Raw genomic sequence first — 20,599 nt, 5'->3', positions numbered from 1 at the left:
CAGCCCGTCCGGGTCGTGCGGTGATCGAGGCGAGACGGCGACGTTACCGCGCCCCCGCTGCCCCCTGACATCCGATCACGGCCTCGGCGTCCCCGCAGGTGGGACGCCGACGGCGCGCCGGACCAGCTCCGCCACCGCTGTGACGGAGCGGTCCGGCACGACCGTCAGAGGCTGGCTGCGGCGGCCACCGCCCGCCGGGTCAGCACCTGGGCCAGGTGCTGGCGGTAGTCGGCCTGGGCGTTGAGGTCGTTGCTGGGGCTGGTGCCCTCGGCGGCCTGCGCGGCCGCCGCGGTCACCGTCTCCATGCTCACGTCCACCCCGACCAGCGCCGCCTCGGTGGCCGAGGCCCGCAGCGGGGTCGGCCCCATGTTGGTCAGCCCGATCCGCGCCTCGGCGATCCGCCCGTCCTCGCGCCGGACGGCCGCGGCCACCGCGACGATCGACCAGGCCTGGGCCACCCGGTTGAACTTCTCGTACCGCACGCCCCAGCCCTCGCCGAGCTTCGGCACCCGGATCTCGACCAGCAGCTCCCCCTCCTCCAGGACGGTGGTGAGGTAGTCGACGAAGAACTCCGCAGCGGGCACGGTGCGCCGCCCGCCCGGCCCGGCGAGCACGAACTCCGCGTCCAGGGCGAGCGCCACCGCCGGGAGGTCCCCGGCCGGGTCGGCGTGCGCCAGCGCGCCGCCGAACGTGCCGCGCCGGCGCACCTGCCGGTCGGCCACGGTCTCGGTGGCCTGCACGATCAGCTGGCCGTACTGCGCCAGCAACGGGTCGGTGAGGACGTCGGCGTGCGTGGTCATCGCCCCGATGACCAGCGCGTCGCCGTCCTCGCGCACACCGCGGAGCTCGGCCACCCGGGTCAGGTCGACGAGCGTCTCGGGTGCGGCGAGCCGCAGCCGCATGACCGGGATCAGCGACTGCCCACCAGCGAGGACCTTGACGTCCTCCCCGCCGTCGGCGATCGCCTGCAGGGCCTCCTCGATCGTGCTCGGGCGGGCGTAGGCGAAGGGTGCGGGTATCACTGTGCTGCCTCCTGGATGCCGGACTCAGTCGTGCGGGCACCGCCGTAGGCGTTGCTGCCCTCGGCGGCGCGGTCGCCGCCGTCCCCACCGGCGTGGATCGCCCGCCACACCCGTTCCGGGGTGAGCGGCATCCGGATGTCGGTGACGCCGAGGTGCCGGACGGCGTCCAACGCGGCGTTGACCACCGCCGGGGTGCTGGCGATGCAGCCGGCCTCCCCGACGCCCTTGGCGCCCAGCGGGTTGCTGGTCGCCACGTGCACGGTGTTGCCGGTGTCGAAGTGCGGGAGGTCCGAGGCGGCCGGGACCAGGTAGTCGACGAAGCTGCCGGTGGTCAGGTTGCCCTCGGCGTCGTAGATCGCCTCCTCGTACATCGCCTGGGCGATCCCCTGGGCCAGGCCGCCGTGCACCTGCCCCTCGACGATGAGCGGGTTGACGATCGTGCCGACGTCGTCGACGCAGGCGTACTTGCGGATCTTGGCGAACCCGGTCTCGGTGTCGATCTCCATCGCGCAGATGTGCGTGCCGTGCGGGAAGGAGAAGTTCTCCGGGTCGAAGGTGGCCTCGGCGTCGATGGTCGGCTCGACGCCCTCCGGGTAGTCGTGCGCGGCGAAGATCGCCAGGGCGACCTCCTGGATGCCGACCCCGGCGCCCGGTGTCCCCCGCACGGTGAACTTCCCGCCGGTGAACTCCAGGTCGTCGGCGTTGGCCTCCAGCAGGTGGGCGGCGATCACCCGGGCCTTCTCCACCACCTTCTCCGCGGCCTTCACGACCGCGGTGCCCCCGACGACCAGTGACCGGGAGCCGTAGGTGTCCAGCCCGCGGGAGGAGATCGCGGTGTCGCCGTGCAGCACCTCGACGTCCTCGAACGGCACACCCAACTCGTCGGCGACGATCTGGCTCCACGCCGTCTCGTGGCCCTGGCCGTGCGGCGTGGAGCCGGTGACGACCTCGACCTTGCCGGTGGGCAGCATCCGGATCGACGCCTGCTCCCAGCCACCCGCGCCGAAGGCGAGCGAGCCGAGCACCCGGGAGGGGGCCAGCCCGCACATCTCGGTGAAGGTGGAGAAGCCGATGCCCAGCTGCACCGGGTCACCGGACTCCCGGCGGCGCTGCTGCTCGGCCCGCAGCTCGTCGTAGCCGAGCAGCTCCAGGGCCTGCTCGGTGGCCTGGTGGTAGTCGCCGGAGTCGTACTCCAGGCCGGCGACCGTGGTGAACGGGAACTCCTCGGTGTTGATCCAGTTCTTCCGGCGCAGCTCCAGCGGGTCCATGTCCAGCTCGACGGCGAGCTCGTCCATGATCCGCTCGATCGCGAACGTCGCCTCGGGCCGGCCGGCGCCGCGGTAGGCGTCGGTGGGCACCTTGTTGGTGAAGACGCCGTCGCACTCGAACCGGTAGGCCGGGAACTTGTAGATGCCCGGGAACATGAACGCGCCCAGGGCCGGGACGCCGGGGGTGATCAACCGCAGGTAGGCGCCCATGTCGGCCAGCAGCCGTACCCGCAGGCCGCGCACGGTGCCGTCGCGGTCGGCGGCGACGTCGATGAACTGCACCTGGTCGCGGCCGTGGTGGGCGGTCATCAGCGACTCACCGCGGGTCTCGGTCCACTTGACCGGCTTGCCCAGCCGCCGCGCGATGAGCAGGCAGAGGATCTCCTCCGGGTTGACCTGCAGCTTCCCGCCGAACCCGCCACCGACGTCGGGGGCGATCACCCGCAGCTTGTGCTCCGGGATGCCGGTGACCATCGCGGCCATCACCCGCAGGATGTGCGGGATCTGGGTCGCCGACCACATCGTGTAGCTGTCGCCGGAGGGCTGGACGACGACCGACCGGGGCTCCATGAACGCGGGGATCAGCCGCTGCTGGACGAACCGGCGGCTGACCGTGACCTCGGCGTCGGCGAACGCCTGCTCGGTGTCCCCGCCGGTCCCGGCGTCCCCGGCGTCGAAGACGAAGTGGTAGCTGGTGTTCGACGTGGTGTGGTCGTGCACCAGGGGCGAGCCCTCCTGCACGGCCTGCTCCATGTCCAGCACGACCGGCAACGGCTCGTAGTCGACGTCGATCGCCTCGAGCGCGTCGGCGGCGGCGGTGCGACTGCGGGCCACGACGACGGCGACCGCCTCGCCCACGTGGTTGACCTGCTCGACCGCGATCGAGGGGTGCCCCGGGTTGACCATGTCGGGGGTGACCGGCCAGGCACACGGCAGCGAGCCCTGCTCGTCGGCGAGGTCGCGCCCGGTGTAGACGGCGACGACGTTCGGCCGCTCCTTGGCGGCGCTGACGTCCAGGTGGGTGATCCGGCCGTGCGCCACGGGGCTGCGCAGCACCGCCAGGTGCAGCATGCCGGGCAGTACCATGTTGTCGGTCCAGGTGGTCTTGCCGGTGATCAGCCGGGCGTCCTCCTTGCGGCGACGCGCCTGGCCGACCTCCTTCGCCGGCGGCAGGCCGACCGCGGAGGTCGGGTCCTCGACGGCGGTCATGCCTGGGCCGCCACGTGGTCGGCGGCGGCCGTGTCGACGGCGGCCGGTTCGGCCTGCGGGTCGTCGGCGGCCTTCCCCGACATCTCCGCCGCCGCCTGCCGCACCGCCCGGACGATGTTCTGGTAGCCGGTGCAGCGGCAGAGGTTGCCCTCGATGCCCTCCCGGACCTCCTCGTCGCTGGGGTCGGGGTTCTCCTTCAGCAGGTCGATCGACGCCATGATCATCCCGGGCGTGCAGAAGCCGCACTGGAGGCCGTGCATCTCGTGGAAGGCCCGCTGCACCGGGTGCAGGGTCGCGCTCTCGCCCTCGCCGGTCGCCACCCCCTCGATCGTGGTGACCTGGCAGCCGTCGGCCTGGACCGCGAACACGGTGCAGGACTTCACCGCCTGCCCGTCCAGGTGCACGGTGCAGGCGCCGCAGTTGCTGGTGTCGCACCCGACGACCGTGCCGACCTTGCCGAGCTGTTCCCTCAGGTAGTGGACCAACAGGGTCCGTGGCTCGACGTCGTCCGTGTAGGACGCCCCGTCGACCCGCACGTTGATCTGGGTCACGTGTCCTCCGCATCGTTGCTTCGGCTGTGCACCGCGGTCGTCCCGCGGGTCCGTCGGCAGTGTGACAACGGACACGTGAGTTAGGCCACACTCACTTCCTCGCCCCGGATCCGCCAGGACCTGGGACGACGACGCAGCAGGCCCCCGACACGCGGATCTCCGGGGCTGCACACCCGCGTCGGCAACGTTGCACCTCGTTGCAGTCCGGGGGCGGAGCTCAGCGGCGGGCGGCGCCGCGCACACCCGCGCGCAGCCGCTGGACCTGGGCGGCGGCAGCGTTCCGCCGTCCCCCGGGCGGCAGGAGCGCCAGGCAGGCCTGCCAGACCGCCAGGTCCTCGGCCGCCTCGGGCCGTTCGCTGTAGCTGAGGAGGAGGTCCGGTCGGCCGGCGGCCAGCACGGCCCCCCGCAGGTCGTCGGCCAGCCGGGCGCGGGCGACTCGCACGCCCGGAGCCCGGGAACCCGGCAGCAGCGGGCCGCGGTACCGGTCCAGCGCAGCTGCCGGGGCGCCTCGGGTGAGCTGGGCGCGCACCTCCTCGACGTCGGAGCGCACCGGTCCGAGCAGCCGGTACGGCCGGGACCCGACCACGTCACCGCCGACCAGCCGGCGGAGCCGGGAGAGCTCGGCGCGCACGGTGACCGTCGCGGCGGCACCGTCGTGGCACTCCGCGGCCAGCTGCTCGGCCGTCCGCCCCTCACCCCGGGCGGCTGCCTCGGCGAGCAGCACCAGGAGCTCCGAGTGCCGCAGCGACAGCTCCTGCACGGTCGTCGACGTGGTCAGCCGGGCCCGGTCCCGGCCCAGCACCTCCAGCCGCACGACCGCGGGCCGGGGTCCGGCCGGCGCGGGGTCGTGCCGGGACATCCACCGCAGCTCGGCCTCCGCCGCCGCCGCGGTGGCCCGGACGAGGGTGAGGACGTGCGGGCTCGCCACGTGGTCGCCGCCGGTGACGTCGATGGCCCCGAGCAGGGCGCCGGTGTTCGGGTCGTGCACCGGCGCCGCCGAGCAGCTCCAGGGCTGGACCGGCCGCCGGAAGTGCTCGCCGCCGTAGATCTGCACGGCGTGGTCGAGCGCCAGCGCCGTGCCCGGGGCGTTGGTGCCGGCGACGTCCTCACCCCATGAGGCGCCCTCGACGAAGTGCATCCCGGCGGCCCGGTCCCGCAGCCGCGCGTCGCCCTCGACCCACAGCATCCGGCCGGCGGCGTCGGTGACCGCCACGATCATCCGGTCGACCTCGGCGTCGGCCACCAGCAGCCGGCGGATCACCGGCATCACCGCCGCCAGCGGGTGGGCGGCCCGGTAGGAGAGCAGGTCGTCGTCCAGCAGGTCGACCGGCGGGGCCGTCCCGTCGGGGTCGACGCCGCTGTCCTGCGACCGTCGCCAGGAGTCCCACACCACCGAGCGCACGTGGCCGGCGGCCGGCGCATCGCCGGGGACCTGGGTGACCAGCGACTCGTGCGCGGCCCGCAGCCGCCGGGCCAGCACCGGGCTCGGCCCCCCGTCGGGGAGCGCCAGCCACGGGTTCAGGGCCGGCACGACGCGGGGTCCCCGGGGCTGAGGCTCATGGTGGCCCCATCGTGACCGCTGTCACCGGATGGCGCCAGCAGGTCGGCCACGGCTCAGCCGGGTCGGGGGGCGCGCAGCTCCCGGCGCCGCAGCACGGCCGAGGCCAGCAGGAAGCCCAGCCCGAGGACGGCGAGGCCGGCGCCGACCACGCTCGGCGCCCGGTAGCCCAGGCCCGCGGCGATGACCAGGCCACCGAGCCAGGCACCCAGGGCGTTGGCCGCGTTGAGCGCGGAGTGGTTCAGCGCTGCGCCGAGCATCTGCGCCTCACCGGCGACCTCCATCAGCCGCAGCTGGAGGAGCACGACCATCGTCGAGGCGGCCGCCGCGATGGTGAACACCGTGACGATCAGCGCCAGCGCGTTGCCGGCGGACACGGCCATGATGCCGAGCAGCACGCCGGTGGCGACCGTGGCCCCGACCAGCGAGCGGAACAGCGCCCGGTCGGCGAGCCGCCCACCCAGCACCGTCCCGAGCACGCCCCCCACCCCGAACGCCAGCAGCACGACCGGCACGAAGCCGGCCGACCGGCCGGCCACCTCGGTGACGATCGGGGCGATGTAGCTGTACATGGCGAACATGCCGCCGAACCCGACGGTGGCGACCAGCAGGGTCAGGATCACCTGGGGACGGCGCAGGGCGCCCAGCTCCGTGCGGATCGTCGCCTCCGACCGCCCGGGCACCGAGGGGACGACGGTGAGCACGGCCAGCAAGGTCAGCGCGCCGATGACCACGACCGCCCAGTAGGCCGACCGCCAGCCCAGCTGCTGGCCCAGCCAGGTCGCGGCGGGCACCCCGGCGACGTTGGCCGCCGCCAACCCGAGCATCACCGAGCTGACCGCGCGGCCACGCAGGTGGGCCGGCACCAGGGACGCGGCGATCAGCGAGGCGACGCCGAAGTAGGCGCCGTGCGGGAGGCCGGCGACGAAGCGGGAGAGCACCAGGGAGCCGTAGCCGGGGGCCAGCGCGCTGAGGGTGTTGCCGACGACGAACGCCACCATCAGCCCCATCGCCAGGCGCCGGCGGGGCAGCCGGGCGCCGAGCGCAGCGAGCACCGGGGCGCCGACGACGACGCCGAGGGCGTAGGCGGAGATGACGTGCCCGGCCTCGGGGATGCTCGCGTCGACCCCGCGGGCGATGTCGGGGAGCAGCCCCATGGTCACGAACTCGGTGGTGCCGATGGCGAACCCACCGAGCGCGAGGGCGACGATCGCCAGCACCGCGGTGCGGGTGGAGGGTGCGGTGGGGGCCGACGTCGTCGAGACGGCGGGGGGTGCGCTCACAGCTGGCCCAAGACGTCGCCCGGCGCGCCCATTCCCGTCACCGCGACCCGTTCGGGTGGTTCGGCGCGAGCTGGGACCGCTCCGTGCCGATGCTCACCTGAGTACCGGGAGGGAGCTGTCATGGCCGAGCAGAGACGACGCACCGCGGGCAGCCGCCCCGTGGCCCGGCGGCGCGCCCCCGTCCGGCGGCGCCGGGACCACACCCGCTGGCTGGTCCCGCTGCTGGCCGTGACCGTCGGCGCGGTGGTGCTCGCCCCGCAGCTCACCCCGGTGCTGGTCGACCTGACCGCGACGGAGGCCCCGGTGGTCCAGGCGCCCGCCGCCCCTGCCCGAGCGCCCGTGGAGGCGCCGGTCCTCGCGGAGGCGCAGGGAGTGGGCACCCTCGCCGACGTCGCCGCCACCCGCGCCGAGGCCGCCACCCGCGCCGACGTCGCGACCGACGGCGGGCTGGTGGTCCCCCAGCCACCGCGGCCGGGACGGATCTCGATCGTGCCGAACGCGTCGATCGGCAGAGCCCCGGTGTACGAACTGCGGCCCGACGGCTGCGGTGGCGCCGGCACCACGCCCCGCCGGATCGTGCCCGGCGTCGTCCCCGGGCCCGGGTCGGCGACCCTGGACTGGATGTCGGACAACCGGCCCGAGGTGGTCGGGTACCGGGTGCAGGCGGTCAGCCAGCGCCTGGTCGGTGGGGAGCAGCCCCCGCCGGTGGTGCGGGCCGTCGCCCAGGTCGAGGGCTGCCAGCCGATGACCGTCACCATCGACGGGCTCGCCCCCGGCGAGCCCTACGTCTTCTGGTTCGAGGAGCAGGTGACCAGCGCCAGCACCGGGGTGACCCGGCTGGTGCAGGTGGGCACCACCGGCGCCGTCGTCATCGGCTGACCGGGGTCGCCGCTCAGTGCGCGACGACGGCAGCCACCTCGGGGTCGGGCTCCTCGAGCTGCCACGGCCGGACGACGACCACCAGGACGACGATCGCCAGCGACAGCGAGCCCACGATCACCGCACCCATCGCCACCGCGTCGTTGCCCAGCAGGCCGACCAGCGGGGAGACCGCGGCCCCCACGCCGAACTGCACGGCGCCGAGCAGCGCGGCTGCGGTGCCCGCCGCGTCCCCGTGCCGGGACAGCGCGAGCGCCGGGGCGTTGGGCAGCGCCAGACCGCAGGCGAACAGCACCGCCCACAGCGGGATCGCGACCGCGAACAACCCGCCGGTCTCGGTGGCCGCGAGCACCGTGAGGGTCAGTCCGGAGAGCGCGCCGGCGATGGTGCCGGCGACCAGCACCTGCGCGGGGGAGAACCAGCGCAGCAGCAGCGGGTTGAGCTGGGTGGCGGCGATCAGCCAGAACGCGCCGGCGCCGAAGAGCAGCCCGAACTGCTGCTCGTCCAGGCCGAACTGGCGCTGGTAGACGAAGGAGGAGCCGGAGACGTAGGCGAACAGGCCCGCCATGGTCAGGCCGGCGACCAGCACCAGGCCGACGTAGGCACGGTCACCGAACAGCGACCGGTAGCCGCGCAGCGTGCCGCGGACCCCCTCGGTGCTGCGCCGCTCGGGCGGCAGGGTCTCCTGGATCAGGAACCAGCCGATGGCCAGCAGCGCCACCCCGTAGAGGGCGAGGATCAGGAAGACGCCGCGCCACGAGGTGAAGCGGAGGACCTCACCACCGATGGTCGGCGCCAGCACCGGCGCGGCCCCGAGCACCAGGAAGAGCCGGGACAGCATGGTCGCGGCCGCCCGGCCGACGAACAGGTCGCGGACGACGGCGATCGCGATCACCGCACCGGCGGCGGTGCCCATGCCCTGCAGCACCCGCAGTGCACCCAGGACGGCGATGTTCGGCGCGAGCAGCACGAGCAGCGACGCGACCACGTGCACCGCGGTGCCGGCCAGCAGCGGACGTCGGCGGCCGAACCGGTCGGACAGCGGGCCGAGCACGAGCTGGCCGAGCGCGAGGCCGATCAGCGTGCCGGTGAGCGTGAGCTGCACGGCCGCGGAGGTCGTCTCCAGCTCGGTGGCGATCGTCGGCAGGGCCGGCAGGTACATGTCGATGGTCAGCGGCCCGAGGGCGACGAACGCGCCCAGGGTCAGCGCGAGCCGGGCGGTCTTCGGCTTCTCCACCCGCGGCTCCGGCAGCCCGGAGACGTCGACCGGGTCGCCGGCGGCCTGGTCGGGCACGGTCAGGTCGGGCGCGGCCTGGTCCGCTCGTGCGGAGTGCTGTGTGGCGGTCATCGGGTCCCCCTGGTCGGTGCTGTGCTCCCGCGGGACCGACGCTGGCCACGTTCGCAGTTCCTCGGCGACAAGGCTGCACGATGCAACTGCATTCCTGCCGGAGGCAGTGTTCAGTCGCACGTCACCCCGACGTCACCCGCCCGGGGCGACCGGCTCGGGCGCGGCGGGCAGCAGAGCGCGGACGTCACGGGCCCGCAGCACCCCCCACCAGAGCCCGGCCCCGTAGGCCAGGTCCTCCAGCCGGCGACCGGCCGCGAAGGCGGGCAGGTCGATCTCCCGGCGGCGGGGCCACCAGCCGGCCACCGCGTCGGCGACCGCGATCGCAGCGGCCGCCCGCCGGGCCCGGCGGGAGACGACCGCCGCGGCCACGGCCAGCGGCCAGTGGTGCCGGGTCACCGTGCGGCCCAGCGCCCGGCCGGACGACGCCGTCCCGCGCAGCACCAGGCCGGTCGCCCAGCCGATGGGCGGCGGCTGGCCGGGTGCGGCCACCCGCCGGGCGAGCAGCACGCTGGCCCGGCCCAGCACGCCGGCGCTCCCCAGCAGCCCGAGCCGGCCGCCGAACACCGGGAGCGCCCAGGCCGCCAGCGACCAGGGTGAGATCACCAGCGGGGCGACCGCCGCGCCGTGCCGCTGGGCGAGCAGCGCAGCGCCGGTGCCGTAGAAGGCCCGGCGCCGGAGCCAGTCACGCAGCTCCACCCGGTGGTCGTGGGCGACCCGGGCGGCCGGCTCGTAGCGCACCCGCCAGCCTGCGCCGGTCAGCCGCCACACCAGGTCGACGTCCTCGGCGACCGACATCGTCTCGTCGAAGCCGCCGCCCAGCGCCGTCCGCCGGGCCAGCAGGGCCGCACTGGGCACGTAGGAGACGCCGGTGCCGGGGGCGACCGGGGCTGCGGCCGGGCCCATGTCCAGGGCGCTGGCCAGCTCCTCGTACCGGGCCACCCAGCCGGGCTGTGCGGGGTCGAGGGCGGTGATCCGCGGCGCGACCAGGGCCAGCCGTGGATCGGCCAGGTGCCCGGCGAGCGTGCCCAGCCAGCCGGTCTCGGGCACGCAGTCGGAGTCGACGAACGCCACCGCCTCCGTGCCGGCCACCCGCAGGCCGGCGTTGCGGGCGGCGGCCGGGCCGCGGGGGCGCTCGTGCCGGATCAGCCGCGCCCCGGCGACCACTGCGGCCACCGCCGCGGGGTCGGCCGAGCCGTCGTCCACGACCACCACCGGGCACCCGGCCGTGCCCGGGTCGGCGTGCAGGGCGGCCAGCAGCCGGGCCAGCCCGTCGGTCCGGTCCTTGACCGGGACGACGACCGTGACGTCGGGCCGCGGCACCGCCGACACCTCGGGGACGGCGACGCCCGCGTCGAGCAGCCGGGCCGCCAGTGCGGCGCTGCGGGGATCGGTGACCGCCAGCCGGTCGCCGGTCAGCAGCGCTTGCGCAGCGGGGGCGAGTCGGAGCAGCCGGGCCGGGGAGCCACCGAGCAACGCCGTCCCGCCCTCCCGTCGCTCGACGCCGGGCCCGAGCAGGACGGTGAAGCCGTCGGGCAGCCGGTCCGGGGGCGGCACGGGCAGGCTCATCGGCCGGCGGGCAGGGAGCTCACCCGGCCTCCTGCTGCCGGACCGCCCCGCGGCGCAGCAGCAACGTGCCGGCGAACCCGACCACCAGGGCGACCAGGACACCGAGGTTGGCGAAGGCCCAGTCGCCGTCCTTGCCACCCAGGCCCACCGGGCCGAGCAGGTAGCCCTGCCAGGTCAGCCAGGTGGCGTAGGTGTTGGTGACCAGCCCCCAGCCGAGCACGGTGCCCAGCCCCAGGAGGGCCAGCGGGACGGGGGGCACCGATCCGTAGCGGCCCCGCGGGTCGTACAGGTCGGCCTCGGCGTAGTCGCGTCGGCGCAGCAGCAGGTCGGCCAGCACGATCCCGCACCAGGCCGCGACCGGGACGCCGAGGGTGATCAGGAAGCCCTGGAACTGGACGAAGAAGTCGCCCTCGGCGAGGAAGACGACCCAGATGGCGCCGAGCACCATGAGCAGGCCGTCGATCGAGGCGGCGACCGGGCGGGGGACCCGCACGCCGGCGGCGAGCAGGGACAGGCCGGAGGAGTAGATGTCCAGCAGGGCGCCGCCGACCAGCCCCAGGACGGCGACCAGGGCGAAGGGCACCAGGAACCAGGTGGGAAGCAGGGCGGCCAGCGCACCGATCGGGTCGGCGCTGATCGCCGCCGCCAGGTCGGTGGACGACCCGGCCAGCAGCAGCCCCGCCACCAGCAGGACGACCGGGGCGAGCGCGGACCCGAACGTCGTCCAGCCCACGACCCCGCGGGTCGAGGCGGTCCGCGGCAGGTAGCGGGAGTAGTCGGCCGCGGCGTTGACCCAGCCGAACCCGTAGCCGGTCATGACGAAGACCAGCGCGCCGATGAAGGCCTGGGTCGAGCCGGCGGGCAGGTCGCTGACCACCGCCCAGTCGATCTCGTCGGCGACGAGGAGGAGGTAGCCGACGGTCAGCACGCCGGTGACGACGGTGATCACCGTCTGCATCCGCATGATCAGGTCGAAGCCCAGCACCCCGCCGACGACCACCAGTGCGGCCACGACCAGCAGGGCGACGACCTGGGTCGTCGTCCCGCCACCCCAGCCGAGCTGGGTGAACACCGTGGCGGTGGCGAGGGTGGCCAGCGAGGCGAGCACCGTCTCCCAGCCGACGGTGAGGACCCAGGAGAGGACGGCGGGCACCCGGCCGCCGGTGACCCCGAAGGCGGCGCGGCTGAGCACGAGGGTGGGTGCCGAGCCCCGCTTGCCGGCGATGGCGATCAGGCCGCAGAGGGCAAAGCTGAGCAGGATCCCGACGACGCCGGCGGCGACGGCCTGCCAGAACGAGATGCCGAAGCCGAGGACGAAGGCGCCGTAGGCCAGGCCCAGGACGCTGACGTTCGCACCGAACCACGGCCAGAACAGCTGGCGCGGGGCGCCCTTGCGCTCGGCCTCGGCGATGACGTTGATGCCGTTGGTCTCCACCGCCACCCGCGGGGTCGGGGCCTCCGCCGGGGGCCCGGTCTCCCCCGTCGCCTGGTGCGCCATCCGCGTGCTCCGTCCTCGCCGGCGGTGCTCGCGCCCCGCTCCCGGTGCCGGACCCTAACCGCGGGCCCCGACACCGCCACCGGACTCGCGACCGTCGTGGTGCTGGCCACCCTCGCCGCCGCGGCCACCGCGGTCGTCACCGGCGTCGTCGGGCTGCGCGCCGTTCGGGCCCTGCCGGTGGTGCCGGCCGACCGCTGACACGACGACGCCCTCGCCGGCCCGGGTGGGCCGACGAGGGCGTCGGAGGAACGGTGCGTCAGCTGCGGGTGCGCGCGCCGAACCGCTGGTTGAACTTCTCGACCCGGCCGGCGGTGTCGAGCACCCGCTGGTTGCCGGTCCAGAACGGGTGCGAGGAGGCGCTGATCTCGACCGGGACCACCGGCAGCGTCTCGCCGTCCAGCTCGATGGTCCGGCTGGTCTGCACGGTGCTGCGGGTGCGGAAGGTGGCCCCGGTCGCGGTGTCCTGGAAGACGACGGTGCGGTACTCGGGGTGGATGCCGTTCTGCATGGCTGGTCCTCTCGGTCTGCGCGGGACGTCCACCCCCGGTGGGGCGGGCTGATCGCGACTGCCCGGTACAACCGACCCCCGGGGGTCGGTGTTCCCGCTCCCGAGCGACGTCGTCCCGACCAGGAGCCCCAGGAGGAGCCGCCGGCGGTGACCGGACCGTGACCTCCGTGTGCTTAGGTCAGCCTCACCTGACCCACCGAAGGAGCTCGCATGTCCCGCCACACCCTCCGCGGCACCGCCCTGTTGGCCGCCGCGCTCGTCATCACCAGCTGCGGCTCCGACACCGGCGATGACACCACCGCCGAGGGCACGGCACCCGCGACCGGTTCGTCGGACGGCGCCTTCCCCGTCACCGTCGAGACCGCCTTCGGTGACGTGACCGTCGAGGAGGAGCCGACCCGGGTCGTCGCCCTCGGCTGGGGCGACGCCGAGACGGCCCTGGCCCTCGGCGTCCAGCCGGTCGGCGCCAGCGACTGGCTCGGCTTCGGCGGCGAGGGCGTCGGCCCGTGGGCCGAGGGACTCTACGACGAGGCGCCGGAGATCATCGAGACGCTGGAGCCCAGCATCGAGGCGATCGCCGCGCTGGACCCCGACCTGATCCTGGACACCCGTTCCGCCGCCACGCAGGAGCGCTACGACGCGCTCAGCCAGATCGCGCCGACCATCGGCCAGCCCGAGGGCGTCGAGCAGTACCAGACCTCCTGGCAGCAGCAGCTCGACCTGGTCGGCCAGGCGCTGGGCAAGGAGGAGGCGGCCGACGAGCTCGAGGCCGAGGTCGACCAGGCCTTCGCCGACGCCGCCGCCGCGAACCCCGAGTTCGACGGCACCGAGGTGGCCGTGGCCGCCTACACCGCCGAGGGCTTCGGCGCCTACGTCCGTGGCGACTCGCGGGTCGACTTCATGGAGCAGCTCGGCTTCGTGAACAAGCCGGCGATCGAGGACCTGGCCACCGACAGCTTCTACGTGCCGGTGAGCGAGGAGCAGCTCCCGCTGCTGGACGCCGGCCTCACCGTCGCCTTCCCGATCTTCGTCGAGCCCAGCGAGATCACCGACAACCCGCTGTGGCAGGCGATCCCGTCCGTGCAGGCCGGCAACGCCGTGGTGCTCGACGACCAGACGCTGACCAACGCCTTCTCCAGCGGCACCCCGCTGGGCATCCAGTACGCCCTGGAGAACGCCGTCCCGCAGTTCGCCGACGCCCTCGGCTGATCCCCGCGTCACCACCTGACCGCACCGGCGCCGCCGGGCAGCCCTGGCTCAGCCCAGGAGTCGCCCGGCGGCGTCGGCGTCCCAGGCCCGGACCGCGGCCACCAGCCGCCCGGCGAGCGAGCGCACGAGCTGCGCCCCCTCGGCCGCCGACGCACCGGCGGGGTCGCCGAGGACGCCGTCCGGGCTCACCGCGCGCACGCCCTCGGCCCGCAGCCGGGGCAACAGCTGCGCGATCGGTGCAGTCTCCCCCGCCGCGGCGAGCTCCGCCCGGACCCCACCAGGTTCCACGTGCAACATCAGTGACGTCTCGGTGCGCCCGGCGTGCGCATCGCCCCCGGCCACGCCGCAGGGGAACCAGACGGCGTCCCGGCCCTCGGCCCGCAGCTGCGGCACCGCCGTCCGCAGGGCGTCGAGGTTGCCGCCGTGCCCGTTGACGACGACCAGCCGGCCGGCCCAGCGCCCGGCCGAGCGGCCGTACTCGACCAGCACGGTGGTCAGCGCCGCGGTGCCGATCGAGATCGTGCCGGGGAACCCCTCGTGCTCGCCGCTGGCGCCGTACGCGAGGGCCGGGGCGAGCACCGCGCCCGCCAGCTCGCCGGCGGCGGCCTCCGCCACCGCCTGCGCGACCGCGGTGTCGGTGGTCAGCGGGAGGTGCCGGCCGTGCTGCTCGACCGACCCGAGCGGGACCACCAGCAGGGGACACCCCTCCAGGTCGGGCCAGGTCGCCCCGGTCAGCCGCACGCCATCGCCCACGGCGGGCACCCTGCCAGACCCGGGGTGTCACCGGCCGCCGTTGCGGGCAGGTCAGCTGCATGACCACTGAGGACACCCGCGCTGAGAACACGCGCGCTGCCGACACCCGCAAGGTCGCGGAGCTGCTGAAGGACGAGCGGATCGCCGTGTTCACCACGATCACCCCCGACGGCACGCTGATGAGCCGGCCGATGTCCATGCAGCAGGTCGAGTTCGACGGCGACCTGTGGTTCTTCGCCAGCCGGAGTTCCCGCAAGGTCGCCCAGGTGACCGCCAACCCGCAGGTCAACGTGGCCACCTCGGGCAGCGACAGCTGGGTCTCCCTGACCGGGCACGCCGTGGTGTTCGACGACCTGGCGAAGAAGCAGCAGCTGTGGAACCCCGTGGTCGAGGCCTGGTTCCCGAACGGACCGGAGGACCCCGACGTGGTGCTGCTCCGGGTGGACGCCGCCTCCGCCGAGTACTGGGACTCCCCCGGCGGGCGGCTGGCCAGCGTCTTCAGCTTCGCCAAGGCCAAGGTCACCGGGCAGCCGTACTCCGGCGGGGAGAACGAGACCGTCCGCCTCTGACCGGCCCCCCTAGCCCGGCCGGGGCTCGTGCGCCCCGGCCGGGCCGCCTGGTCAGCCGAGCTGCAGGCCGGCCAGCGGCGACTCGTCACAGATCTTCGCGGGCGGGATCGCGGGCATGCCCAGCAGCGTGGGCTGACCGCGCACCGGGCCGGTGTGCGAGTGGTCGAGGTGGCTCCTGGGCGTGACCAGCTCGGTGTCGCGGGCGGCCAGCGCGCTCTCCCCGTAGCCCTGCACGCACTCCGGGTCGGGGCCGTCCAGCGGGAGGCCGGTGAAGAACTTGGCCGCCATGCACCCGCCGCGGCAGGAGTCGAAGTGCTGGCACTTGGTGCAGGCGCCGCCGGTCTGCGGGCTGCGCAGGTCGGCGAACAACTCGCTGTCCTGCCAGACCTGCTGGAACCCGCCGGGTGAGCGCACGTTGCCGGCAAGGAAGTCCTCGTGGATGGCGAACGGGCAGGCGTACACGTCACCGACCGGGTCGATCAGGCAGACGACCCGGCCCGCGCCGCACAGGTTCAACCCCGGCAGGGCCTCCCCGAACGCGGACAGGTGGAAGAACGAGTCGCCGGTGAGCACGTTGTCGCCGTTGGCCAGCAGCCAGGAGTACAGGTCCTTCTGCTGGGCCATCGTGGGGTGCAGCTGCTCCCAGACGTCGGCCCCGCGGCCCGAGGGCCGCAACCGGGTGATCCGCAGCTGGGCCCCGTAGGAGTCGGTGAGCGCCTTGAACTCGTCCAGCTGCCCGGCGTTCTCCCGGGTGACCACGACGGAGACCTTGAAGTCCTTCATCCCGGCTTCGGCCAGGTTCTCCAGCGCCCTCGTGGCGGTGCCGAACGAGCCGGTGCCGCGGACCCGGTCGTTGACCTCGGCGGTGGCGCCGTCCAGGGAGATCTGCACGTCGACGTAGTCGGTGCGGGCCAGCTGCGCGGCGCGGGTCTTGTCCAGCTTCACACCGTTGGTGGAGAACTTGACGCCGACGTCGTGCCCGATCGCGTAGTCCAGCAGGTGCCAGAAGTCCGGTCGGACCGTCGGCTCGCCGCCGCCGACGTTGACGTAGAAGACCTGCATCCGCTGCAGCTCGTCGATCACCGCCTCCGCCTCGGCGGTGGACAGCTCCCGGGGGTCCCGCCGCCCGGAGGAGGACAGGCAGTGCACGCACGCCAGGTTGCAGGCGTAGGTGAGCTCCCAGGTCAGGCAGATCGGGGCGTCCAGGCCGTACTCGAACTGGTCGATCAACCGCCCACCGGTCGGGCGGGCCGGGCGCTCGGGCAGGACGGCGGTCATCAGGTCCTCGTCTCGATCATCTGCGACCGGGCCAGGTCGGCCAGCGCCTTGACGTAGGTGGGGCGCTGCGGCTCCGGCACCTCGCACGCGACGAGGGCGGCCGTGGCGGTGGGGTGGTCGGCAAGGGTCTCCACGACCCGGACCAGCGTCTTCGACTTCAGAAAGGACAGCTTCCGGGTGCCGAAGTGGTACACCAGCGCCCCGAAGGGCTCCGGCCGCAACGCCACCGACCGGGCACGCTGCCACGGCAGCTCCGGGTCGAACACCGCCGGGTCGTTCACCGCTGCGTCGGTCATCGAGGAGGCCGGAGCCGGCGAGGTCATCGGGCGGGGATCAGTAGACGCCGCACATGCCGTCGATGGAGACCTCCTCCACGAGGGACTCCTCGACGAGCACCTCCTCGGCAGCTGCGGGGGTGTCGACGGTGAGCTCGTCCTGCGTCGTCTCGGGCACGATTCCTCCGGGTGAGCTGGGTCACGGACCTGACCCGGCAGACCGTAGGTGACACCCAGTGCCACCGGCAAGCGTTGCGACCGGCGAGCGCGGCGTCGGGCGGTCACCGCGCCGCCGAGGGGCAGGATGGGGACCGTGACCGAGACGATGGTCGCGGCCGATGCCCGCGAGGAGACGCGCGCCCGGATCGAGCAGGCCGCCCTCGACCTGTTCACCGCCCAGGGGTTCGAGGCGGTGACCATCGACGAGGTGGCCGAGGCCGCCGGGATCAGCCGGCGCACCTTCTTCCGGTACTGCAGCACCAAGGCCGACGCGGTCTGGGGCCAGTTCGACGGCCACGTCGTCCGGCTCGAGGGGATGCTCGCCGCCGCCGCGGCCGACCAGCCGGTGCTCGCCTCGGTCTACGCCGCCTACGTCGAGGTCAACGACTACGCCGCGGCGGACCTGCCGATGCTGCGCCAGCGGATGCGGCTGATCCTGACCGAGCCGGCGTTGCTGGCGCACTCGCAGCTGCGCTACGCCGACGTCGACCGGGTCGTCGCCGCCCACGTGGCGCGGCGGACCGGGGTTGCGCCGGACGCGCTGGTGCCGCGGCTGGTCGCGACCAGCACCCGGGCCGCGGCGACGACGGCGTTCGAGCTCTGGCTGGCCGACGGCCGGATCACCCTGGGTGCCGCGCTGCACCAGGCCTTCGACGAGCTGGCCGCCGGCTTCCCCAGCCTGCGCTGACCGGCCGGCACCGACCCGGCCCGGGACCGGAACGGCCGGGTCGGTCGCGGGCCGGTCGCGGGCCGGTCGGCTCAGACGGTCGAGGTCGTTGCGGTGATGGCCCGCTGCACCTCCGACGGGCGCTGCTGCTCGCCCGCGTAGGAGCTGACGACGACGAGCGCGCCGGTGAGCGCCGGCACCACCCACTGCAGCTGGTCGAGCCGCTCCTGGGCAGCCGCGATCTCGCCCCGCGCCCGCTTGGAGGGCTTCGTGGCGCGCTTCGACGGGGTGGCACCGCCCTGGTCGACGACCTTGCCGAGCAGTCGGCTGTAGGCGGTGACGCCCAAGGCGGCCGCCGTGAGCACGGTCTTCGCCGTGGACATGGCCCGCACACCCGGGTCGGCGAGCCGCCGCTTGTTGGCCTGCAGCTGGCCGATGCTGCCGATCAGGTGCGCCCCGATGGCCGCGGCGTTGACCGGCGTCCACCGGTCCCAGCCGGCGTTGGCGACGGCGCCGGTGCCGCGGGCGCTGCCCGCCTCGCCGGCGGCCGGGTTCAGCGCGACGGCGTTGGCCAGCGTGCCGCCGAACCAGGCGGCGAGGCCGACGTCGTGCAGGGAACGGGACAAGGTGTTGCGGGCCATCGCGGGGCTCCTCGGATCGCAGCGTGTGAGCGGTCGGCGACCGAGGAGGGCGACCACCCCGGTCTGCGTGGTCCCCCGGTACCCGCCGGTCTCGGATGCACCCGTCCGTTCGCCGACGGGTCTGTGTCCCCTCCGCCGACCGGCGTCGTCCCGCCGGCCGTCCGCTGCGAGGATGCCCGGATGGACAGCCTCACCCATGCCGGCTCCGTCGTCGTCCGCTCGTCCCCGGAGGCGCTCTACGACCTCGTGTCCGACGTGACCCGGACCGGCGAGTGGAGCCCCATCTGCACCTCCTGCTGGTGGGACGAGGGGCACTCGGCCGAGGTGGGCGCCTGGTTCACCGGGCACAACGAGGTGCCCGGGCGCACCTGGGAGACCCGCAGCCAGGTGGTCGCCGCCGAGCCGGGTCGGGAGTTCGCGTTCCTGGTCGGCGGGAAGCTGGTCCGGTGGGGCTTCACCATGGAGCCGGTCGAGGGCGGCACCCGGCTGACCGAGTCCTGGGAGTTCCTCCCCGCCGGCCAGCACTTCTTCGCCGAGCGGTACGGCGCCGACGCGCAGGCGCAGATCGAGGACCGCACCCGCTCCGCGCTCGAGAGCATCCCGGCCACGCTCGCCGCCCTCAAGGCCATCGCGGAGGCCGAGCCGCGCTGACCCGGTGCTCGGACGTCCCCGGCCTGCCGGGTGGCGCCCTCCGGCCCAGGATGACCACGTGCCCGCACCCTCGCTCACACACCTGATGGACGAGGACACGGTCGACAAGATCGCGTCCCAGGTCCGGCTGTCCGGCAGCTACCTGCTGTTCATGGCCGCCTCCGGGGTGCTCGCCTCGGTGGCGCTGCTGTCGGACTCGGTCCCGATCCTGATCGGGTCGATGATCGTGGCGCCGTTGATGCCCCCGTTGGCCCTGGCCCCGTTCGCGCTGGTGGCGCGTCGTCGCGGCGAGGCCGGGCGCGGCCTGCGGGTCGCGCTGGTCGGCCTCGCGCTGGCCTTCGCCGCCGCGTGGGCCACCACCGCGGTGATGTCCGCCCTGGGGGTCGTCGCCTCGGACGCCGTGCTGCTGAGCCAGCCCCTCCTGCAGGAACGCGTCCACCCCGGCTGGTGGTCCATGGCCGCAGCGGTGGCCGCCGGCCTGGCCGGGACCGTCGCACAGGCCAGCGAGAAGACCGACACGCTCATCGGGACCGTCGCTGCGCTGGCCCTGGTCCCCGCCGTCGGCGCATCGGCGATCGCGGTGTACGTGGGCGCTGCGGAGCCAGCCCTCGGCGGGCTGCTGCTGCTCGGCATGAACGTCGGCCTGATCATCGGGATGGGGATCGTCGCCCTGCTCGTCTCCGCGGGACGACCGGGGCTGCGCCCGCTGGCGCTGGTCCCGGTGGTCGTCGTCGTGGTCGTGGGCCTCTTGCTGGCCCGGGCCCAGTCGACCGGCACGGTCTCCGAGACGCCCCCGAACACCGGGGTCACGTCGAACGCCGGGGCGGCCCCCCGTTGACCCGTGGTGGTCATCGGCGGCGGAAGACGTACCCGCCGTGGTGGAGCACGCCGTCCTCGAAGCTGCCGTAGGCCCAGAAGCCGAGGTCGTCGCGGTAGACGATGCGGTCCCCGCTGAGCCAGAACGCCCCCTGGTAGGCGTGCGGGCGACCTCCCCGCGTCTCGTCGTACCGACCGTCGGCGGTGAGCTCCTGGTGGATGGAGCCGGTCTCGTCGACCCACACACCGAGGTGTGGACTGTCGGCCGGCGCACGGCCCGGGCCCGTCTCGTCGATCGGGGCGGTGAGTCGGCGCCCGTTCCACCGCTGGAGGACGCCGTCGGCGACGATCGCCGCCGCATCGGCGGTGTACCAGACCAGCCGCTCGATCGGTCCGGCGTGCGCGGACGGGACCACGCCGAAGGTGGCCGGGTCTCCCGGCGTCAGGCTGCCGACCCGGTCCCACTGCCCGGCCACTGCGACGGTCTCGATGCCCGCCGGCGCGATCGTGAACCCGGTGCAGTCGACGACCAGGGCGTCGTCGTCCTCGGCGGCGATGGACAGCCCCGGCCCCACGCCCGCGATGTGGCTGCCGCGGAGCAGCAGGTCGGCATCGGCGAGAACGCCGACCAGTGGGTCCATCGTGCAGACCGTTGCGTGCGCGAACAGCAGCGGGCGGTGCCCACCTGCCTGGTTGGCGAGGATCCCCGGGAGCAGGTCCTCGCTCAGCTGGTGTGTCGTGGTCGTGGTCATGCCACGACCCTGCGGGCCCGACCGGGTGCCATCCAGGCCGCGCCGGACCCGGGTGCGGCGCACCCAGGGTCGGCGGGCG

At 74.4% G+C, this 20,599-nt stretch carries 21 protein-coding genes; 6 read left to right on the top strand and 15 right to left on the bottom strand.

Annotated features, from left to right (window positions below; translation table 11 throughout):
- Window positions 1-164 precede the first annotated feature (164 nt).
- From O2W18_RS12520 to O2W18_RS12500, 5 genes are all read right to left on the bottom strand, one after another.
- On the bottom strand, window positions 165-1,022 hold the full coding sequence (locus tag O2W18_RS12520) for an FAD binding domain-containing protein (RefSeq protein ID WP_269187853.1): 858 nt from the start codon (window positions 1,020-1,022) through the stop codon (window positions 165-167).
- A complete protein-coding gene (locus O2W18_RS12515; RefSeq protein ID WP_269187852.1) occupies window positions 1,019-3,499 on the bottom strand; it encodes a xanthine dehydrogenase family protein molybdopterin-binding subunit in 2,481 nt (826 codons plus the stop codon). Before O2W18_RS12515 ends, O2W18_RS12520 begins: the two co-directional genes overlap by 4 nt.
- A complete protein-coding gene (locus tag O2W18_RS12510) occupies window positions 3,496-4,050 on the bottom strand; it encodes a (2Fe-2S)-binding protein (protein WP_269170125.1) in 555 nt (184 codons plus the stop codon). Before O2W18_RS12510 ends, O2W18_RS12515 begins: the two co-directional genes overlap by 4 nt.
- A 217-nt stretch (window positions 4,051-4,267) precedes the next feature.
- A complete protein-coding gene (locus O2W18_RS12505) occupies window positions 4,268-5,581 on the bottom strand; it encodes a GAF domain-containing protein (RefSeq protein ID WP_269187851.1) in 1,314 nt (437 codons plus the stop codon).
- Window positions 5,582-5,664: 83 nt separating this feature from the next.
- A complete protein-coding gene (locus tag O2W18_RS12500; RefSeq protein WP_269187850.1) occupies window positions 5,665-6,891 on the bottom strand; it encodes an MFS transporter in 1,227 nt (408 codons plus the stop codon).
- A gap of 120 nt (window positions 6,892-7,011) precedes the next feature.
- On the opposite strand from O2W18_RS12500, the gene O2W18_RS12495 reads away from it, so the two are divergent.
- Window positions 7,012-7,770, top strand: coding sequence for a hypothetical protein (locus O2W18_RS12495; protein WP_269187849.1), 759 nt, complete (start codon window positions 7,012-7,014; stop codon window positions 7,768-7,770).
- A gap of 13 nt (window positions 7,771-7,783) precedes the next feature.
- On the opposite strand, the gene O2W18_RS12490 is transcribed toward O2W18_RS12495, so the two are convergent.
- The 4 genes from O2W18_RS12490 to O2W18_RS12475 form a co-directional block, all read right to left on the bottom strand.
- On the bottom strand, window positions 7,784-9,118 hold the full coding sequence (locus tag O2W18_RS12490) for a multidrug effflux MFS transporter (protein ID WP_269187848.1): 1,335 nt from the start codon (window positions 9,116-9,118) through the stop codon (window positions 7,784-7,786).
- Window positions 9,119-9,250: 132 nt separating this feature from the next.
- On the bottom strand, window positions 9,251-10,684 hold the full coding sequence (gene mftF, locus O2W18_RS12485; RefSeq protein WP_269187847.1) for a mycofactocin biosynthesis glycosyltransferase MftF: 1,434 nt from the start codon (window positions 10,682-10,684) through the stop codon (window positions 9,251-9,253).
- Window positions 10,685-10,703: 19 nt separating this feature from the next.
- A complete protein-coding gene (locus O2W18_RS12480; RefSeq protein ID WP_269187846.1) occupies window positions 10,704-12,182 on the bottom strand; it encodes a purine-cytosine permease family protein in 1,479 nt (492 codons plus the stop codon).
- A gap of 256 nt (window positions 12,183-12,438) precedes the next feature.
- Window positions 12,439-12,690: a type B 50S ribosomal protein L31 gene (locus tag O2W18_RS12475; RefSeq protein WP_269157874.1), complete on the bottom strand. Its 252-nt coding sequence runs from the start codon at window positions 12,688-12,690 to the stop codon at window positions 12,439-12,441.
- Window positions 12,691-12,900: 210 nt separating this feature from the next.
- Between O2W18_RS12475 and O2W18_RS12470 the strand changes: the two genes are divergently transcribed.
- Complete coding sequence (locus O2W18_RS12470; protein ID WP_269187845.1) at window positions 12,901-13,899, top strand: ABC transporter substrate-binding protein; 999 nt, start codon at window positions 12,901-12,903, stop codon at window positions 13,897-13,899.
- A gap of 48 nt (window positions 13,900-13,947) precedes the next feature.
- Here the strand turns inward: O2W18_RS12470 and mftE are convergent, their stop codons facing one another.
- On the bottom strand, window positions 13,948-14,652 hold the full coding sequence (mftE, locus tag O2W18_RS12465; protein WP_269187844.1) for a mycofactocin biosynthesis peptidyl-dipeptidase MftE: 705 nt from the start codon (window positions 14,650-14,652) through the stop codon (window positions 13,948-13,950).
- 59 nt (window positions 14,653-14,711) lie between these two features.
- Between mftE and O2W18_RS12460 the strand changes: the two genes are divergently transcribed.
- Window positions 14,712-15,221, top strand: a complete 510-nt coding sequence (locus O2W18_RS12460; RefSeq protein ID WP_269187843.1) for a pyridoxamine 5'-phosphate oxidase family protein — start codon at window positions 14,712-14,714, stop codon at window positions 15,219-15,221.
- A 51-nt stretch (window positions 15,222-15,272) separates the two neighbouring features.
- Here O2W18_RS12460 and mftC read toward each other — a convergent pair whose 3' ends face one another.
- From mftC to mftA, 3 genes are read right to left on the bottom strand one after another with little or no spacing between them, the layout of a single operon-like run.
- Window positions 15,273-16,499 (bottom strand): mycofactocin radical SAM maturase, encoded by a 1,227-nt coding sequence (gene mftC / locus O2W18_RS12455; RefSeq protein ID WP_269187842.1) that lies wholly within the window; start codon window positions 16,497-16,499, stop codon window positions 15,273-15,275.
- Entirely contained in the window at window positions 16,499-16,822 is a 324-nt protein-coding gene (mftB, locus tag O2W18_RS12450) for a mycofactocin biosynthesis chaperone MftB (protein ID WP_269187841.1), read from the bottom strand. The genes mftC and mftB overlap by 1 nt, the downstream gene beginning before the upstream one ends.
- Window positions 16,823-16,832: 10 nt before the next feature.
- Window positions 16,833-16,952, bottom strand: a complete 120-nt coding sequence (gene mftA, locus O2W18_RS12445; RefSeq protein WP_269187840.1) for a mycofactocin precursor MftA — start codon at window positions 16,950-16,952, stop codon at window positions 16,833-16,835.
- Window positions 16,953-17,078: 126 nt separating this feature from the next.
- Here mftA and mftR point away from each other — a divergent pair, with 126 nt between their 5' ends.
- Window positions 17,079-17,681: a mycofactocin system transcriptional regulator gene (mftR, locus tag O2W18_RS12440; protein WP_269187839.1), complete on the top strand. Its 603-nt coding sequence runs from the start codon at window positions 17,079-17,081 to the stop codon at window positions 17,679-17,681.
- A gap of 71 nt (window positions 17,682-17,752) precedes the next feature.
- On the opposite strand, the gene O2W18_RS12435 is transcribed toward mftR, so the two are convergent.
- Window positions 17,753-18,301 (bottom strand): hypothetical protein, encoded by a 549-nt coding sequence (locus tag O2W18_RS12435; RefSeq protein ID WP_269170108.1) that lies wholly within the window; start codon window positions 18,299-18,301, stop codon window positions 17,753-17,755.
- Between the two features lie 180 nt (window positions 18,302-18,481).
- Here O2W18_RS12435 and O2W18_RS12430 point away from each other — a divergent pair, with 180 nt between their 5' ends.
- Together O2W18_RS12430 and O2W18_RS12425 are read left to right on the top strand one after the other, a co-directional pair.
- On the top strand, window positions 18,482-18,952 hold the full coding sequence (locus O2W18_RS12430; RefSeq protein WP_269187838.1) for an SRPBCC family protein: 471 nt from the start codon (window positions 18,482-18,484) through the stop codon (window positions 18,950-18,952).
- 58 nt (window positions 18,953-19,010) lie between these two features.
- Window positions 19,011-19,790 (top strand): DUF389 domain-containing protein, encoded by a 780-nt coding sequence (locus O2W18_RS12425; protein WP_269187837.1) that lies wholly within the window; start codon window positions 19,011-19,013, stop codon window positions 19,788-19,790.
- Between the two features lie 10 nt (window positions 19,791-19,800).
- Here O2W18_RS12425 and O2W18_RS12420 read toward each other — a convergent pair whose 3' ends face one another.
- Window positions 19,801-20,520: an Atu4866 domain-containing protein gene (locus O2W18_RS12420; protein ID WP_269187836.1), complete on the bottom strand. Its 720-nt coding sequence runs from the start codon at window positions 20,518-20,520 to the stop codon at window positions 19,801-19,803.
- Between the last annotated feature and the right edge of the window lie 79 nt (window positions 20,521-20,599).

Origin of the sequence: Modestobacter sp. VKM Ac-2983, assembly GCF_026967885.1 — a bacterium.
Taxonomy (GTDB): Bacteria; Actinomycetota; Actinomycetes; order Mycobacteriales; family Geodermatophilaceae; genus Modestobacter.
This window is presented reverse-complemented; position numbering and strand designations above follow the sequence as displayed.

Bases quoted from the DNA above. Each gene is read 5' to 3' on its own strand.
- O2W18_RS12420 (WP_269187836.1), bottom strand. From the start codon at position 20,520: ATGACCACGACCACGACACACCAGCTGAGCGAGGACCTGCTCCCGGGG.
- O2W18_RS12435 (WP_269170108.1), bottom strand. From the start codon at position 18,301: ATGGCCCGCAACACCTTGTCCCGTTCCCTGCACGACGTCGGCCTCGCC.
- mftR (WP_269187839.1), top strand. From the start codon at position 17,079: ATGGGGACCGTGACCGAGACGATGGTCGCGGCCGATGCCCGCGAGGAG.
- O2W18_RS12495 (WP_269187849.1), top strand. From the start codon at position 7,012: ATGGCCGAGCAGAGACGACGCACCGCGGGCAGCCGCCCCGTGGCCCGG.
- mftC (WP_269187842.1), bottom strand. From the start codon at position 16,499: ATGACCGCCGTCCTGCCCGAGCGCCCGGCCCGCCCGACCGGTGGGCGG.
- mftF (WP_269187847.1), bottom strand. From the start codon at position 10,684: ATGAGCCTGCCCGTGCCGCCCCCGGACCGGCTGCCCGACGGCTTCACC.
- mftB (WP_269187841.1), bottom strand. From the start codon at position 16,822: ATGACCTCGCCGGCTCCGGCCTCCTCGATGACCGACGCAGCGGTGAAC.
- O2W18_RS12490 (WP_269187848.1), bottom strand. From the start codon at position 9,118: ATGACCGCCACACAGCACTCCGCACGAGCGGACCAGGCCGCGCCCGAC.
- O2W18_RS12460 (WP_269187843.1), top strand. From the start codon at position 14,712: ATGACCACTGAGGACACCCGCGCTGAGAACACGCGCGCTGCCGACACC.
- O2W18_RS12470 (WP_269187845.1), top strand. From the start codon at position 12,901: ATGTCCCGCCACACCCTCCGCGGCACCGCCCTGTTGGCCGCCGCGCTC.
- O2W18_RS12515 (WP_269187852.1), bottom strand. From the start codon at position 3,499: ATGACCGCCGTCGAGGACCCGACCTCCGCGGTCGGCCTGCCGCCGGCG.
- O2W18_RS12430 (WP_269187838.1), top strand. From the start codon at position 18,482: ATGGACAGCCTCACCCATGCCGGCTCCGTCGTCGTCCGCTCGTCCCCG.
- O2W18_RS12480 (WP_269187846.1), bottom strand. From the start codon at position 12,182: ATGGCGCACCAGGCGACGGGGGAGACCGGGCCCCCGGCGGAGGCCCCG.
- O2W18_RS12475 (WP_269157874.1), bottom strand. From the start codon at position 12,690: ATGCAGAACGGCATCCACCCCGAGTACCGCACCGTCGTCTTCCAGGAC.